General features: G+C 67.6%; 15 protein-coding genes and 3 tRNA genes. 12 read left to right on the top strand and 6 right to left on the bottom strand.

What is annotated here, in order from left to right; genetic code table 11:
* Positions 1-23 precede the first annotated feature (23 nt).
* From BJ988_RS10025 to BJ988_RS31560, 7 genes are all read left to right on the top strand, one after another.
* Positions 24-1,199, top strand: coding sequence for an extracellular solute-binding protein (locus BJ988_RS10025; RefSeq protein ID WP_179657856.1), 1,176 nt, complete (start codon positions 24-26; stop codon positions 1,197-1,199).
* Positions 1,196-2,056 carry an ABC transporter permease subunit gene (locus BJ988_RS10030; RefSeq protein WP_179657857.1) on the top strand — a complete coding sequence of 287 codons (861 nt, stop codon included), beginning with the start codon at positions 1,196-1,198 and terminating at the stop codon, positions 2,054-2,056. The genes BJ988_RS10025 and BJ988_RS10030 overlap by 4 nt, the downstream gene beginning before the upstream one ends.
* Complete coding sequence (locus tag BJ988_RS10035) at positions 2,053-2,865, top strand: ABC transporter permease (protein ID WP_179657858.1); 813 nt, start codon at positions 2,053-2,055, stop codon at positions 2,863-2,865. Before BJ988_RS10030 ends, BJ988_RS10035 begins: the two co-directional genes overlap by 4 nt.
* 24 nt (positions 2,866-2,889) lie before the next feature.
* Positions 2,890-3,798 carry a 5'-3' exonuclease gene (locus BJ988_RS10040; RefSeq protein ID WP_179661419.1) on the top strand — a complete coding sequence of 303 codons (909 nt, stop codon included), beginning with the start codon at positions 2,890-2,892 and terminating at the stop codon, positions 3,796-3,798.
* Positions 3,799-3,899: 101 nt separating this feature from the next.
* Complete coding sequence (locus BJ988_RS10045; protein ID WP_179657859.1) at positions 3,900-4,337, top strand: SsgA family sporulation/cell division regulator; 438 nt, start codon at positions 3,900-3,902, stop codon at positions 4,335-4,337.
* Positions 4,338-4,493: 156 nt separating this feature from the next.
* Complete coding sequence (locus BJ988_RS10050; RefSeq protein ID WP_179657860.1) at positions 4,494-5,891, top strand: OFA family MFS transporter; 1,398 nt, start codon at positions 4,494-4,496, stop codon at positions 5,889-5,891.
* A complete protein-coding gene (locus tag BJ988_RS31560) occupies positions 5,888-5,989 on the top strand; it encodes an MFS transporter small subunit (protein WP_425490831.1) in 102 nt (33 codons plus the stop codon). Before BJ988_RS10050 ends, BJ988_RS31560 begins: the two co-directional genes overlap by 4 nt.
* Before the next feature lie 17 nt (positions 5,990-6,006).
* Here the strand turns inward: BJ988_RS31560 and BJ988_RS10055 are convergent, their stop codons facing one another.
* Positions 6,007-6,828, bottom strand: coding sequence for an aminotransferase class IV (locus tag BJ988_RS10055; RefSeq protein WP_179657861.1), 822 nt, complete (start codon positions 6,826-6,828; stop codon positions 6,007-6,009).
* A 168-nt stretch (positions 6,829-6,996) separates the two neighbouring features.
* On the opposite strand from BJ988_RS10055, the gene BJ988_RS10060 reads away from it, so the two are divergent.
* The 3 genes from BJ988_RS10060 (at position 6,997) to BJ988_RS10070 (ending at position 7,295) form a co-directional block, all read left to right on the top strand.
* Positions 6,997-7,069: transfer RNA gene (locus BJ988_RS10060), tRNA-Gly, on the top strand.
* Between the two features lie 35 nt (positions 7,070-7,104).
* Positions 7,105-7,175, top strand: a tRNA-Cys gene (locus BJ988_RS10065).
* Positions 7,176-7,223: 48 nt separating this feature from the next.
* Positions 7,224-7,295: transfer RNA gene (locus BJ988_RS10070), tRNA-Val, on the top strand.
* Positions 7,296-7,362: 67 nt separating this feature from the next.
* Here BJ988_RS10070 and BJ988_RS10075 read toward each other — a convergent pair.
* Together BJ988_RS10075 and BJ988_RS10080 are read right to left on the bottom strand one after the other, a co-directional pair.
* On the bottom strand, positions 7,363-8,148 hold the full coding sequence (locus BJ988_RS10075; RefSeq protein ID WP_179657862.1) for an SDR family NAD(P)-dependent oxidoreductase: 786 nt from the start codon (positions 8,146-8,148) through the stop codon (positions 7,363-7,365).
* 33 nt (positions 8,149-8,181) lie between these two features.
* A complete protein-coding gene (locus BJ988_RS10080) occupies positions 8,182-9,534 on the bottom strand; it encodes a lipase family protein (RefSeq protein ID WP_218860726.1) in 1,353 nt (450 codons plus the stop codon).
* Positions 9,535-9,633: 99 nt separating this feature from the next.
* Between BJ988_RS10080 and BJ988_RS10085 the strand changes: the two genes are divergently transcribed.
* Entirely contained in the window at positions 9,634-10,656 is a 1,023-nt protein-coding gene (locus tag BJ988_RS10085) for an AraC family transcriptional regulator (RefSeq protein ID WP_179657863.1), read from the top strand.
* 98 nt (positions 10,657-10,754) lie between these two features.
* Positions 10,755-12,167 (top strand): flavin-containing monooxygenase, encoded by a 1,413-nt coding sequence (locus BJ988_RS10090; protein ID WP_179657864.1) that lies wholly within the window; start codon positions 10,755-10,757, stop codon positions 12,165-12,167.
* Between the two features lie 489 nt (positions 12,168-12,656).
* Here the strand turns inward: BJ988_RS10090 and BJ988_RS10095 are convergent, their stop codons facing one another.
* The 3 genes from BJ988_RS10095 to BJ988_RS10105 all read right to left on the bottom strand — a co-directional run bounded on the left by BJ988_RS10095 (position 12,657) and on the right by BJ988_RS10105 (position 14,861).
* Complete coding sequence (locus BJ988_RS10095) at positions 12,657-13,205, bottom strand: flavoprotein (RefSeq protein WP_179657865.1); 549 nt, start codon at positions 13,203-13,205, stop codon at positions 12,657-12,659.
* An 84-nt stretch (positions 13,206-13,289) separates the two neighbouring features.
* Positions 13,290-13,760: a hypothetical protein gene (locus tag BJ988_RS10100; RefSeq protein WP_179657866.1), complete on the bottom strand. Its 471-nt coding sequence runs from the start codon at positions 13,758-13,760 to the stop codon at positions 13,290-13,292.
* Between the two features lie 213 nt (positions 13,761-13,973).
* Positions 13,974-14,861 carry a helix-turn-helix transcriptional regulator gene (locus tag BJ988_RS10105; protein WP_179657867.1) on the bottom strand — a complete coding sequence of 296 codons (888 nt, stop codon included), beginning with the start codon at positions 14,859-14,861 and terminating at the stop codon, positions 13,974-13,976.
* Between the last annotated feature and the right edge of the window lie 32 nt (positions 14,862-14,893).

A 14,893-nucleotide genomic window follows, 5' to 3' on the forward strand; every position in this document is an offset into this window, starting at 1 on the left:
AGAGAACACCAGAGAGGTTGACCATGCGAAACATCCGAACCAGACACACCATCGGCGCCGCCGTAGCGGCCCTGTCCCTGATCACGCTGAGCGCCTGTGGCGGCGACGACGGCGACTCCTCGACCGGAGCGGTCGACAAGCTCGGCGAGAACGAGGGCGAGGTCTCGATCCTCGCTTGGCCCGGCTACGTCGAGGACGGCTCGACCGACCCCGAGGTCGACTGGGTCTCCGGCTTCGAGAAGGAGACCGGGTGCCAGGTCACCGCCAAGGTCTACGGCACCTCCGACGAGGCCTTCAACCTGGCCAAGTCCGGCGAGTACGACGTCGTGGCCGCCTCCGGCGACCTCACCCTGCGCATGGTCGCGGCAGGTGAGGCGGCCGAGGTCAACACCGACCTGATCCCCAACTACGAGGGCATCTACGACTTCCTCAAAGACCGCGAGTGGAACACCGTGGACGACAAGAACTACGGCATCCCCCACGGCTACGGCGCGAACCTGCTGATGTACAACACCAAGGACGTCACCCCCGCGCCGACCTCGTGGAAGGCGGTCTTCGAGGACGCACCGAAGCACAAGGGCCAGGTCACCGCGTACGACTCGCCGATCTACATCGCCGACGCGGCGGTCTACCTGATGGCGCACCAGCCCGACCTGGGCATCGAGAACCCGTACTCCCTCGACGAGAAGCAGCTCGCCGCGGCCGTCGACCTGCTCAAGTCCCAGCGGGCCTCCGTCGGTGAGTACTGGTCCGACTACACCAAGACACAGGCCTCGTTCGAGACCGGTGACACCGTGGTCGGTACGACCTGGCAGGTGATCGCCAACCTGATCGACCAGAAGAAGGCCCCGGTCGAGGCGATCCTCCCGTCGGAGGGGGCAACCGGCTGGAACGACACCTGGATGATCTCCTCGAACTCGAAGTCGCCCAACTGCGCCTACGCCTGGCTCAACCACATCTCCGACCCGGAGGTCAACGCCCAGGCGACGGAGTACTTCGGCGAGGCCCCCAACTCGGACAAGGCCTGCGAGTTCGCCTCCGAGGGACACTGCGAGACCTTCCACGCCGGCGACGAGGCGTACGCGGAGAAGATCTGGTTCTGGAACACGCCCATCAACGACTGCCTGGACGGCCGGACCGACGTCGAGTGCACCGACTACCAGGACTGGACCAAGGCCTGGTCGGAGATCAAGGGGTGACCTTGAGCTCCATCAGCAGCACGCTCAGCAGGAGGCCGGGCATCCGTCTCGGCCTCCTGCTGGCCGCTCCCCTGACCTGGCTGGTGCTCGTCTACGTCGTCGCCCTCGCCGCACTGCTGGTGACCGCGTTCTGGACGATCGACTCGTTCACCAACGAGCTCGAACGCACCTTCACCCTCGACAACGTCCGTGAGATCACGGGCGAAGCCCTCTACCGGACCGTCACGCTGCGCACCATCGGCGTGGCACTGCTGGTGACCCTGATCGACTGCGCGATCGCGCTGCCGGTCGGCTTCTACATGGCCAAGATCGCTTCCCGGCGCTCCCGTCACCTGCTGGTGATCGCCTTCCTGATGCCGCTGTGGGCGTCCTACCTCGTCAAGGCGCTCGCCTGGCGCTCGCTGCTGTCCAATGGCGGCCTCCTGGACTGGGCCGGCGGCCTGGTCGGTCTCGGCACACCGGGGTTCGGCTTCACTGCGATCGTGCTCACCCAGGCGTACATCTGGCTCCCGTACGTCGTCCTCCCCGTGTACGCAGCCTATGAACGTGTCCCGGACTCGCTGCTCGACGCGGCCGGCGACCTCGGTGCCCGGCCCGCGCTGACGTTCCGTACCGTCGTGCTGCCTCTCGTGGTTCCGGGCCTGGTCGCCGGGTCGATCTTCTCGTTCTCGTTGACCATGGGCGACTACATCACCGTCAACATCGTCGGTGGGGCCAACCAGATGCTCGGCAACCTCGTCTTCATCAACTCGGGGTCGAACCTGCCGTTGGCCGCTGCGATCGCACTGATCCCGATCGTCGTGATCATGATCTACCTGGCGTTGGTACGCCGCACCGGAGCTCTGGAGAACCTATGACCATCTCGAGAACGACCCGGCGTCTGCTCGCCGTGGTGACCGGCCTGGTGCTGGCGGTGCTCTACGCACCGCTTGCCCTGGTCGTGGTGAACTCCTTCAACACCTCCCAGGCACTGACCTGGCCGCCCAGCGGGTTCACCACCGAGTGGTGGCAACGCGCCGCGGTCAACCCAGGAGCGCACGACGCGATCCGCACCTCGCTGGTCGTCGCGACCTGCGCCACCGTGCTGGCCCTGCTCCTCGGCACCTTGCTCGGCCTGGCGATGCAGCGCTACTCCTTCTTCGGGAAGAACACCGTCAACCTGCTGGTGATCCTCCCGATCGCCCTTCCCGGAATCGTCACCGGCATCGCGCTGTCCAACGCGTTCTCGTCGATCCTCGGGATCCGCCTGGGATTCTTCACCCTGGTGGTGGCGCATGCGACGTTCTGCATCGTGACCGTCTTCAACAACGTGCAGGCGCGCTTGCGACGGATGGGAGGCAATCTGGAGGAGGCCTCCGCCGACCTCGGGGCGGGGATGTGGACCACGTTCCGGCTGGTCACGCTCCCCCAGCTGCGCTCCGCGCTGCTGGCCGGAGGGCTGCTGGCGTTCGCGCTCAGCTTCGACGAGATCATCGTGACGACGTTCGCGGCCGGTCCGGGCGTGACCACCCTGCCCGTCTGGATCCTGACCAACCTGTTCCGGCCCGGTCAGGCGCCGATCGTCAACGTGGTGGCCGTCGTCATGATCGTCGTCTCGGTCGCGCCGATCTGGCTCGCCCAGCGACTCTCGTCCGACCCGACCGACACGACGCGGGCGATTCACTAGGCTTCACTCGTGCCTGAACCTCGAATGCTCCTGCTGGACACCGCGTCGCTCTACTTCCGCGCCTTCTTCGGCGTGCCTGAGATCAAGGCGGAGGACGGCACTCCGGTCAACGCCGTCCGAGGCCTGCTGGAGTTCATCTCCCGCCTGGTCAACGACTACTCTCCCACCGATCTGGTGTGCTGCTGGGACAACGACTGGCGCCCGCAGTGGCGGGTCGACCTGATCCCCTCCTACAAGTCCCACCGCGTGGTCGAGGAGGTCGAGACCGCCCCCGACGTCGAGGAGGTCCCCGACCCGCTGCAGGTGCAGGTCCCGATCATCCGCGAGGTGCTCGCCGCGGCCGGGATCTGCGTCATCGGCGCCGACGGCTACGAGGCCGACGACGTGATCGGCACCCTCGCCACCGGCGCGGGGATGCCGGTCGACGTCGTCACCGGCGACCGCGACCTGTTCCAGCTGGTCGACGACACGGCCGGCGTACGCATCCTCTACCCGACCCGTGGCGTGGGCGATCCCGACCTGGTCGACGAGAGGTGGGTGCTCGCCAAGTACGGGATCAGCGCCGCGCAGTACGCCGACTTCGCGACGATGCGCGGCGACTCCTCCGACGGGCTGCCGGGAGTGAAGGGCGTCGGCGACAAGACCGCCGCCAAGCTGCTCGACCAGTTCGGAGACCTGGAGGGGATCATCGCCGCCGTCGCCGACCCGACCACCTCGCTGACCAAGTCCCAGCGTCAGAGGTTCATCGACGCGGTCGACTATCTGGCAGTCGCGCCGAAGGTCGTGGCCGTGGCCCGGGACCTCCCGCTGGACCGCAGCCGTACGACACTGCCCAGCGCTCCGGCCGACCCGACTCGTCTGTACGAGCTCGCCGCGACGTACAACCTCACCTCGCCCGTCGCGCGCCTGGAAGCCGCTCTCGCCCGGGTGTGACCGGGGTCTACGCGACTCGGTTCAGAAAGTTCGTAGAAACGGCATCATCACCTGCGTACCGCTCCGTCTCCTTGGCAAGACCACCAAGAAGGAGCGGACGAATGAGCGACATCAAGCACCCGGCAGTGCAGCAGGACATCCAGATCTCGTGCCTCGACCCCTGGGGCCGCACGGTCGAGGTGCCGACCACCCTCGGCTACCGCGAGAGCGACCCGTACGCAGTGAGCCTGACCTTCCACTCCGGGGCCGGTGACGTCGAGTGGGTCGTCTCCCGCACCCTGATGCTGCAGGGCCTGGCCGCGCCCGCCGGCGAGGGCGACGTGAAGATCTACCCGAGCATCGACGAGGACGCCAAGGCTGTCGCCGTCTTCGACTTCAGCTCCCCCGACGGCCGCCTGATCGCGACCGCCGATTCCAGCGAGGTGCAGACGTTCCTCGGCAAGTCCTTCTCGGCCGTCCCGGTCGGCGCCGAGGGCCAGCACATGGACCTCGATGCGCTGGTCGCGGACCTGCTCGGCACCTCCTCCGACGTCGAGTAGGCACTCCGCCCGTCTGCTCCTTCGTCTTCGCACCCTCTCGTCCCGGCTGTCCGGCACGAGAGGGTTCGTCGTTTTCGCTGGCCGGAAGTGCGCTCTCGCCGTTGCCGCGTCAACTGTGATAGTGATGTGCGTCACGCGTCTCTCTCGGAGGTCACATTGCTTCCCGCTTTCCTGTCTCGCGAGCGAACGGTCGCCGGTCCCGGCTTCAGCCGTTGGCTCATCCCGCCCGCCGCTCTCGCGGTCCATCTCTGCATCGGCCAGGTGTACGCCACCAGCGTCTACAAGACCGCCCTGGTCGAGCACTTCGACACGAGCCAGACCGCGATCGGAGTTATCTTCTCGATCGCGATCGTGATGCTCGGTCTCTCAGCCGCGGTGATGGGCACCTGGGTCGACCGCAACGGACCCCGCGCGGCGATGACCGCGGCCGCGATCTTCTGGGCCTCTGGATTCTTCATCGGTGCCCTCGGTATCGGCACCGGCCAGCTGTGGCTGGTCTACCTCGGCTACGGCGTCGTCGGCGGTATCGGTCTCGGGATCGGCTACATCTCCCCTGTCTCCACGCTGATCAAGTGGTTCCCGGACCGGCCCGGCCTGGCGACAGGCATGGCGATCATGGGCTTCGGTGGTGGCGCGATGATCGCCAGCCCGTTGAGCGGCCGGCTCCTGTCGATCTACGACCCGTCCTTCACCGGCGACGGCACCACGGTGCCCGACGGGCATGCGGTGATGATGCTCTTCCTCACCCTGGGCGTCGTCTACCTGGTCTTCATGTCCTTCGGCGCGGCCACGGTCCGGGTCCCGCCGGCGGGCTGGACGCCGGCCGGCTGGGACCCGGCAACCGTCAAGGCGAAGAAGCTCGTCACCACGGCGAGCGTCTCGGCGAACAGTGCGATCCGGACTCGGGCGTTCTGGTTGGTGTGGATCGTGCTCTTCTGCAACGTCACCGCCGGCATCGGGATCCTCGAGCAGGCGGCCCCGATGATCCAGGACTTCTTCCGCGTCGATGGGGTGTCCTCGGTCAGCGCCGCGGCGGCCGGAGGCTTCGTGGGGTTGCTCTCGATCGCCAACATGGCCGGTCGCTTCGTGTGGTCCTCGACCTCCGACGTCATCGGCCGCAAGCCGATCTACATGATGTACCTCGGGGTCGGCCTGGTCCTCTACCTCCTGCTGGCGACAGTCGGAGACGCCTCGATGGCGCTCTTCGTGCTGCTCGCCGTGGTGATCCTGTCCTTCTACGGCGGCGGCTTCGCGACCGTGCCCGCCTACCTGCGCGACCTCTTCGGCACCTTCCAGGTCGGCGCCATCCACGGCCGCCTCCTGACCGCCTGGTCGGCGGCCGGGATCGCCGGACCGCTCATCATCAACGCCTTCCTGGACGCGCAGGGTGAGCCCGGCACGCTCACCGCGGAGGCCTACCGCCCGGCACTGCTGACCATGGTCGGCGTCCTCGCGGTCGGCTTCGTCGCCAACCTCCTGGTCCGCCAGGTCCCCGACAGGTTCCACGAACCGAAGTCCACCGATCCCGCCGAGACCGAGAGGAGCGCGGCATGAACCCCAAGGTCACAGGCGCCTGGGCCCTGGTCGGGATCCCCCTGGCCTACGGGATCATCGAGACGCTGCGCCGCGCGGCGCAGCTCTTCACCGGCTGAGCTCCGTCGCTGGTCGATCAGAGGCCGAGCAGGCTCGACTCGTTCGTACGCCAGGCCTCCTGCGCCGCCCGGGTCACCGGGCCGTGCGGGAGGGTGCGCGTGCCCCACTCGGTGACAGCCTGCACGTCGCGCAGGCTGGAGGTGAGGAAGACCTCGGTGGCGTACTCCTCCACCTCGGCGAGCGGCTCGTCGGTCTCCTCGGCGCCGAACCACTCCAGCACCAGGGCCCGGGTGATCCCGGCCAACGGACCGCTGGAGAGCGTCGGCGTCTTGAGCGCACCGTCGAGCACGTAGAAGACGTTGCTCCCGGTGCCCTCGCACAGGTCGCCGACGGTGTTGGCGAAGATCGCCTCGCTGGCCCCGTGCTTGTGAGCCTCGGCGAGGGCGATGACGTTCTCGGCGTACGACGTCGTCTTCAGGCCGGACGTCGCACCGTGCTCGTTGCGGCGCCACGGCACACTGACGACCTTCGTCTCGGCCGGCAGGGGCGTCGCGTCCTCGAGGCCGACCATGATCGTCGGTGCCACCTCCGCGCGACCCGACCCGAACGGCGCCGGCCCACCCGTGACGGTGATCCGCAGGCGCCCGTACGCCGTCGGGCCCGCGCCCAGCACAGCCTCGACGCCCTTCGTGACGAGCGTGCGGTCAAACGCGGGCAGTCCAAGCCCGTTCGCAGAGCGTTCGAGGCGGTCGAGATGGAGGGCGAGCCCGAACGGCCGGTCCTCGATCACCTTGAGCGTCTCGAAGACGCCGTCGCCGACGACCAGACCATGGTCGCGGACGGAGACCGCCGGGGCGGCCGGGTTGTCGAGAAGATGACCATCGATCCACGCGCGCATGCTGCAACTCTAAAACGTCCCTGATCAGAGCCGGGAAAGCGCGCCGGTGCGACCTTCGAGATGTCGAGCGAATGACACGGAGGTGACCCCCGATTTGTGGCCGCCACGTGCCTCCGTTAATGTTCTTCTCGTCGCCAAGGGCACGGGAAACCGGGTCCGAAGCAGCAAGCGGACGTAGCTCAGTTGGTAGAGCGCAACCTTGCCAAGGTTGAGGTCGCGAGTTCGAGCCTCGTCGTCCGCTCGGAGTAGGTCTCCACCGGAGGCAATGCCTCCAGCGGTGGGTTGGCCGAGAGGCGAGGCAACGGACTGCAAATCCGTGTACACGGGTTCAAATCCCGTACCCACCTCGAAGCACCACCCTGATGTAAACTGCAGGACACAAACTGAATAACCACGGACGATTGGCGCAGCGGTAGCGCGCTTCCTTGACACGGAAGAGGTCACTGGTTCAAACCCAGTATCGTCCACAGAAAACTAGTCCCTGATCTGCAGTGATGCAGTCAGGGGCTAGTTCGATTTCGAACCCTGCGCTCCTCAGTGCATGACCTCATCAACGCGCGTGATCCGTTTGAGGAAGTCTGAGGCGCGCGGGGGAAGGCAGGCGAACAGGCGGCCTTGGACCGCGATCTCCCGCGGGACGCAGACCTCGAGGGCACCGGACCGCAGCGCTTCGACGATGCGTTCGGCGACCATGGCGGGCTCGACCACGCGGACACCGACCGCGTTCTTGAAGTCGGTGGTCATGTCGGTTCGAATGACGCCCGGCATCACCACGGTGGTGCGCACACCACTCCCCCGCAGCTCGCCGCGGAGCGCTCGGGTGAACCCCAGGACGGCATGCTTGGTCGCGCTGTAGGCGGCGCCGTTGGCGGTGGCGACCATGCCTGCGCTGGATGCCATGTTCACCAAGTGGCCGTCACCGCGGGTCAGGAACCGCTCCAGCGCAAGACGGGACCCGGTGATGACCCCCTTGATGTTGACGTCGAGCTGAAGATCCACCGACGCGTCGTCAGTGGCAGCCAGAGGCCCCATGCGCAGGACTCCCGCGTTGTTGACCAGCGCGTCGAGGGGCCCGAGCTCCGCCTCTGCGGAGTCCAGGTACGACTGGAAGGAGGCCTTGTCTCGTACGTCCAGGACGTATCCGCGCGCGGAGGGGCCCAGCCGCGCTGCGGCGTCCATGACGAGATCGGCCTCGACGTCGCCGATGGCGACCCGCATGCCGGCCTCGGCGCACCTCTGGGCGACGGCGAACCCGATGCCGCGTGCGCCACCCGTGATGGCGACGACCTTGCCGTTCAGTTCGTGTTTGGCGTGCCTCATGAGGGCCTCCATCAGGGATCGTGTGGGTACGGCTCAGGGGGTGAGGACGTTGCCTGGGGCAATGCGCCCGCAGTTCGACGGGGCGTCGATGCCGGCGAACCGGTTGTTCAGCCAGGTGATCGCCACCGGCGCCCATACCGCGGTGGTGCTGTTGTGTCCGGTGAGGTCGTACTGGGTGTACTTGATGTCGCGGTTCCCGTCGTCGCAGAACTGCCGGGCCAGCGTCCGTACATCTCCAGCGATCATCACTCCGTCACCGGGGCCGATGCCAGGTTTGTTGCCCAGGGTCCCCTCCTGCCACCCGGCGGCGCCCTGGCCGATGAACATCGGGATGGTCGGCGTAGGAGCGGTAGCCATGTTGACCTCGTCCAGGAGGTCTGCAAGCACGCGGACGGAGGTGAAGTCGGCATACTCGGGCTTGGCAAGCTGCTGCCAGGTCAAGCCTGGATAGCGGCCGTTGACCTCCAGGATCGAGGCGTCCTGCATATCCGCGAAGACCTGTTGCCCGTAGGCGTTGAGGTAGGGCGTGAGGTCGACGCCCTTGGCTCGGGCGACGCCGGCGATGGCCATCGGAGCCACGCCAGCCCAGAAGGCTGAACCGCTGACGTAGGACAGGTTGCGGACCGGGTCGACGAGCACGCCACCGTCAGTCGCGCCGACGAGTCGTGCATTGATGTCGGGCGCATAGCCCGGCGCCAGCTGCGCAGCCCAGTTGGTGGCGATGGCGCCGCCGGAGTAGCCGATCATGCCGAACTCGGTGTTCTGCGTCAGGCCGGTGGCGGAGGAGTTGCCGGCCGCCCGCATCGAGTCCAACGTGTTGATGCCGTACTCGGGGCCGTAGCCGAAGTCTGCGGTCTGACCTTCGGTGTCGGGCACGACCACGGTGTATCCCTGGGCGAGAAGTGGGACGAGGAAGATCGCCTCGGCGTTTGCGATGAGTCCTCCCAGCCCGACGTTGCCGGCGATGGCATGCGATGGGCCGTCCTCAGGATTCATCGAGTCGTAGAACGACTGGTACGACACCGCACGCGTGGACGAGGACCCGGGCGTCTTCAACACTGTGGTGACGTTGGCGGTCGGCTTCCCCTGGGCGTCTTGCGTGCGGTAGAGGAGCTGCACCGCGGTGACCGGCGTAGGTAGTCCAACGACGCTGTAGGGCACCGTTCTGGTCGCGAGCACCGCGCCGGGAGCAAGGGACGCGAGCGGTGTCGAGCCGGTATAGACGTAGAACGAGTCGCTTGGCGCTGCCGCTGCGTACGCCGGCGGGGTCTCGCTCACTCCGAGGAATGTGATCGAGAGGGTGAGGGCCAGCGCTGTCGCACTGAAACCACGACGCAGGGTCGGGTCGGTCCGCCCAGGCGTCATCTGGTTGGGGCGTGGTCGCATCGCGACTCCTTGAGAGTGAAGAACGTGAGGCGGCTCACACTGTCAGCGACGAGACGCGGTGTCTTGACACGCAAGGACGAATCCTTGACATTTGCGGACATGTCGTTGATCCGCGGGACCTGCTTGTCCGGGTACCCGGAACTGGTCGCGGAGCTGGGCGGTGATCCGTCACGGCTGCTGGCCGACGCTGGGCTGCGCATTCGCGACATCGGCCGCAACGACGTGTTCATCAGCTACGTGGGCGTGATCGCGGCCGTCGAGTCCGCAGCCGCGTCGACCGGAACCGCCGACTTCGGTCGGCGTCTCGCCTCCCGCCAGGGCATCGAGATCCTGGGGCCGGTGGGGTCGGCAGCCAAGACATCGGCGACGGTCGGTGACGCGTTCGCGATCTTCGACACCTACATCTCCGCCTATAGCCCCGCCATCCGGACCACCCTGACTGCGCTGCCGGGCTCAACGCGGCTTCGTTTCGAGTTCCGGATCGTGCTGGACAAGAGGCTCGCCCATCCGCAGGTGACCGAACTGTCTCTCGGCGTGGCGCTGAGGGTGTGCCGATTCCTGGTCGGACGTGACTATGCCCCTGTCGCGGTGCACATTCCGCACGCGGCCTTGGCCCCCCGCGCGGACTACGTGGCCTACTTCGGGTGCGCTCCGAGCGTCGACGATCGTCTGTCCGGGTTCACCATCGAGGCGGCGACCCTGAGCCGACCGTTGCAGCACGACGACATCACGCACCAGGCGCTGCTGGACTACCTGCGCGGCGTGGTCGCCACTGCGGAGCCCGGCCTGGCCGGCGAAGTACGTGACGTGGTCCGGCGACTCCTCCCTACCGGTGCGGTCACCCTCGAGCTCATCGCTGCGCAGTTCTCCCTGCATCCCAAAGCGTTGCAACGCCGGCTCGCCCTGGAGGGCCACACCTACGGGAGCCTGGTCGACGGCGTTCGCAGAGAGAGCGCCGAACGGTACCTGCGCGAGACGGAGCTGAGCTTGACCCACCTGGCGCGAGAGCTCGGCTACTCCGAGCAAAGCGTGTTGACCCGCTCCTGCCGTCGCTGGTTCAACGACAGCCCGGCAAACATCCGACGACAGGCGCGGGGAAGCGAGCCCGCCGCCACCCGATGACGGCGCGTACGCCGCGACGGGGGCCGATGTCCCCAGAAGTCAAAACGATGTCCTCTGGAGTCAAGTAAATCTAGGTCCCGAGGTGGCAACCTTGCGCAATGCCCTACCTGGTCAAGCAACGTCACCGCGCCCCTGCCGTCACCGCACCCGTCGTGCCCGACAGTTCGCTGCCTCGAGTGTGTGTCATCGGTGGCGGTTCGTCGGGTCTCGCTGCGGCGAAGGCTCTGTACACGGCCGGGGTGCCGTTCGACTGCTTCGAGAAGGGCACGACCGTCGGCGGCAACTGGGTGCTGGACAACCCCAACGGACAGTCGGCGTGCTACGAGACGCTGGAGATCAACACCTCGTGCCCGCGCATGGCTTTCTCGGACTTCCCCATGCCGGAGCACTACCCCGCCTACGCCCGCCACGACCAGGTCGCGGACTACTTCAACGCGTACGTCGACCACTTCGGCTTTCGCGACCGGATCACGTTCTCCACGACCGTGACCGAGGTGACGCCCACGGCCGACGACAAATGGCGCGTGCGCACTTCGGACGCCGACGGCGACACGGTCATTGAATATGACGCGGTGCTCGTGGCGAACGGTCATCACTGGGACCCGCGCTGGCCTGAGCCGGCCTACCCGGGCACCTTCGAGGGGGAGCAGATCCACGCGCACGACTACCGTTCCTCATCGCAGCTGGCCGGACGAGACGTCGTAGTCGTCGGTTCGGGCAACTCGGCGTTGGACATCTCTGTGGAAGCAGGGCGGATCGCACGTTCGGCGCACCTGTCGCAGCGTCGCGGCCAGTGGGTGCTGCGCAAGTTCCTCTTGGGTCGTCCCGCCGATCAGGTCGCGCTGCCCGGATGGTTGCCGTGGTGGGTCACCGCAGCCCGGTTGCGCTTGGCGGCGGTGACGTCGGGAAGCGTGGCGAAGCTCGGGCTGCCGCAACCCGATCACAAGCCCGGGCAGTCGCACCCGGTGCAGTCGGAGGGCATCCGCGACGCGCTGCGTTCAGGACGGGTCCAGCCTCATCCGGGGATCTCGCGACTGGACCGGCAGCACGTGGAGTTCGCCGACGGCACACGCGTGCCCGCGGACCTCATCGTCTGGGCGACCGGATACAACGTCACCTTCCCGTTCCTGGCACCGAGCCTGGTAGCCGCGGATGACAACGACCTGCCACTCTGGAAGCGCACTGTTCACCCCGACCTGCCGGGCCTGTACTTCATCGGGCTGCTGCAGCCGATCGGTGCCGTGATGCCGTTGGCCGAAGCGCAGAGCCGATGGATCGTCGAGCAGCTCATCGGACGGTACGTCGCACCGCCCAGAGACGAGGTCCGGCGCCAGATGCTGGCCGACCACGAGCGAAACCGGCGCCAGTTCTACTCGTCGGCACGACACACCATGGAGGTCGACTTCGACTACTACTTGTGGGATCTGCGGCGCGAACAACGACGAGGTGCGCGACGCGCAACGCGAACATCGGACGCTCGGGGCGTCGCATCAGCCCCGGTCGCCCGCTAGGACGGGCTGGGGTCCCACTCCGGAAGGCCAATCGGCCGACCTCACCCGAGTCAGGTGAGGCAGCCGCACACGATCGGCGCTGCGATGGTTCGGTGAGCAGCCCCACGTACGCCGACGGCCGATCCAACGGCTGATGCTGACCTGGCTTCGCGAGCGGATCACGCTGCCGCGCCATCTGTTCGATCGGCGTACGGCTCGACGCGATGCTGCTGCCGGGGTCGTGCTCGGGATCGAGTCCGTGCCGGACGGGCTGGCCAGCGGGCTGCTCGCGGGGGTGAGCCCGGTGGCCGGGCTCTATGGCTATCTGTTCGGGCTCGCGGGCGGGCGCTGTTCACCGGGAGCGCCGCGATGGCGGTCCAGGGCACGGGAGCGATGGCGATCATCGCCGCCGACCTCAACGCGTACGAGGACCCGGTGCGGGCGCTCGCCACCTTGTCGATCCGTCGGAAACTCCGGTGTCGACCGGGAGATGCTCGCGCCTACAGGACGCTAGCGGCGAGCTGCTGCCTGGCGGGCGGCGTCGATGACGGCTTTCCACGGCAGGGCCTGATCCCGGGGCATCTGGCGCGGCGGGTGGAGGGGCCAGAGGTCGGGACCCTCGATGAGGTGCACACCGGCAGCGCGAAGCGCGGCCAGATGGGAGGCCCAGGCCGGGTGCGCGGCGTGGGCGGCGTTGATCAGCGGGAAGAGCACCACCGGCACGGTCGCGAGCACCTCGGTCACGACCGTCAGCGCCTGGTTGTCGGCCAGGCCCAGGGCGATCTTGGCGGTGGTGTTGAAGGTCGCGGGGGCCACGACGATGACGTCGAGGTCCGGGTGCGGGCGCGGCTCCCACGGGAGTCGGCTCGTCCCCCGCACCGGGAGCCTGGTGGCGGCCTCGATCCGGTCGGCCTCGCCGTTCGCGCTCAGCCAGCTGAACGCCGTCGGCGTCAGGGTCACCGGCACCTGGTGGCCCGCGTCCAGCAGCGGGCGGACCAGCTCGTCGCAGAGGAGCTCCACGCCGCCGGCAGCGCTGGCGATGACTCCGACTGTGGCCACCCCGTGAGCGTACTAGGGCCACGACCGGAGATCCGACCCCGTGATGACATCACGAGGTCGGATCCTCAGCTCCTCAGGAAAGCGTCACGGTCGCCACCCGTCTCGGACGCTGCCTTGCCGTACCTGGTTCGTACCGCTGCACATTCCGTCGTCGGAACTCGGCCAGATCTGCACGACATCGACATCGCCTGCCCAAGTGCCGCCACGCGTCGGGTGGGCGAAGGACCCCAGGTTCACATAGGTGTCGGCGGGGATGCAAAGATAGCGATCCGGGCTCGTACCGGTGTCCAGAAGCCAGATCGAGTCGTCGTTCTTGGTGTTGATGACGGAGTCGGCGACGTTCTGGTCGCCGCTGGGGAGGATCTTGTAGCCGGGCGACCATGCTTGCCAGATCTTCGTTCCGCCGTTGTATGAGCCGTTCTTGAGGCAGATGTTCGGATAGCTACAGCCGTAGTGCGAAGCCGCCTGGGCGGGCGTCGTGACGAAGACGCCGACGACTGCCGCCAGGGCCGCCAGGACGAGACCGCTGATGACCGTTCTGAGACGTACGGGCATGTTCACTCCTTCTCCGAGGTGATGGGACATCGAAGATATGAGTGTCGGTCGCACGAGCCTGCCCGTACCGTCCCGTACCAACCCGTACCGTTTCCGTACACAACCATTCTGGGCGCGTGCCCGTCGCATGGCGGGAACGATCAATCCGCTTCTGCGCCCACCCTCATCGCCTCGCGGGCCCGTGATGCAGGTAGCCGCCGTACGAGGGCAGGGTCAGTCGATCAGGCCGGCTTCGCGCGCCACGCGGACGGCGTGGACGCGGTTGTTGGCGTTGAGCTTGCGGGTGGCGCTCTTCAGGTAGGACTTCACCGTGCTCTCCACGATCCCGAGCGCCTCGGCGGCTTCCCGGTTGCTGTTCCCGAGCGCCACCTGGCGAAGGACGTCGAGCTCGCGGGCGGCCAGGCGCACGGCCGGGGCCAGCTGAGCCGGTCTCCTCTCCCCCGGCGCGGCGGTGAGCCGCCGGACCATGGCCTCGAGTCGGCCGCGGACCTCGGGATCGAGCACCTGGCCGGCCAGGGCGGTGAGCTCGGCCGCCATCTCCCTGCGCTCGGCCAGATCGCGCTTCGCGGCCGTCTCGATCGGGCTCGGAGCCGGCGACGGCGCGGGCGCCAGCCGCGAGAGCCGGTTGCGGACCTCGTCGTCGATCAGGATCTCGCGCTCGAGAGTGCGGACCAGCGGGCGCAGCGCGTCGAACCAGACGCCGCCGAGGCCGACCTGCGAGCGGGAGGCGAGATAGACGAGCATCCGCGGGGTCCGGTCGACCAGGATCGGCAGGGCGGCGACGGTCTGTATCTGCTCCTGAGCGACGGCGGTGTCGTAGACGTGGGTGATCCCGCGAGCGGTGTAGTAGTGGTCGACGGAGCCGGGCTGACGGGTCTGCAGCGTCTTTCCGCCCAGGCCTTCACCGTTGACGACCCGCAGACCCCGCAGCGCAGTGCCCTTGGCGCCGCAGGTCGCGGTGATGTCGATGGCTGTCCCGTCACCGCGGACCGGACCACCGAAGGCGAGATCCAGCCCCGACGCGGCGCGGAACGACGCCAGTGTCTGGGCGATCCTGGACCCGTCGTACGGCGCCTCGGGGGCGATCGCGATGGTGCTCATGACGATGAGCGTAAGTGACGACCATCACAGGC

The sequence above is a fragment of the Nocardioides panzhihuensis genome, from assembly GCF_013408335.1.
Classification (GTDB): domain Bacteria; phylum Actinomycetota; class Actinomycetes; order Propionibacteriales; family Nocardioidaceae; genus Nocardioides; species Nocardioides panzhihuensis.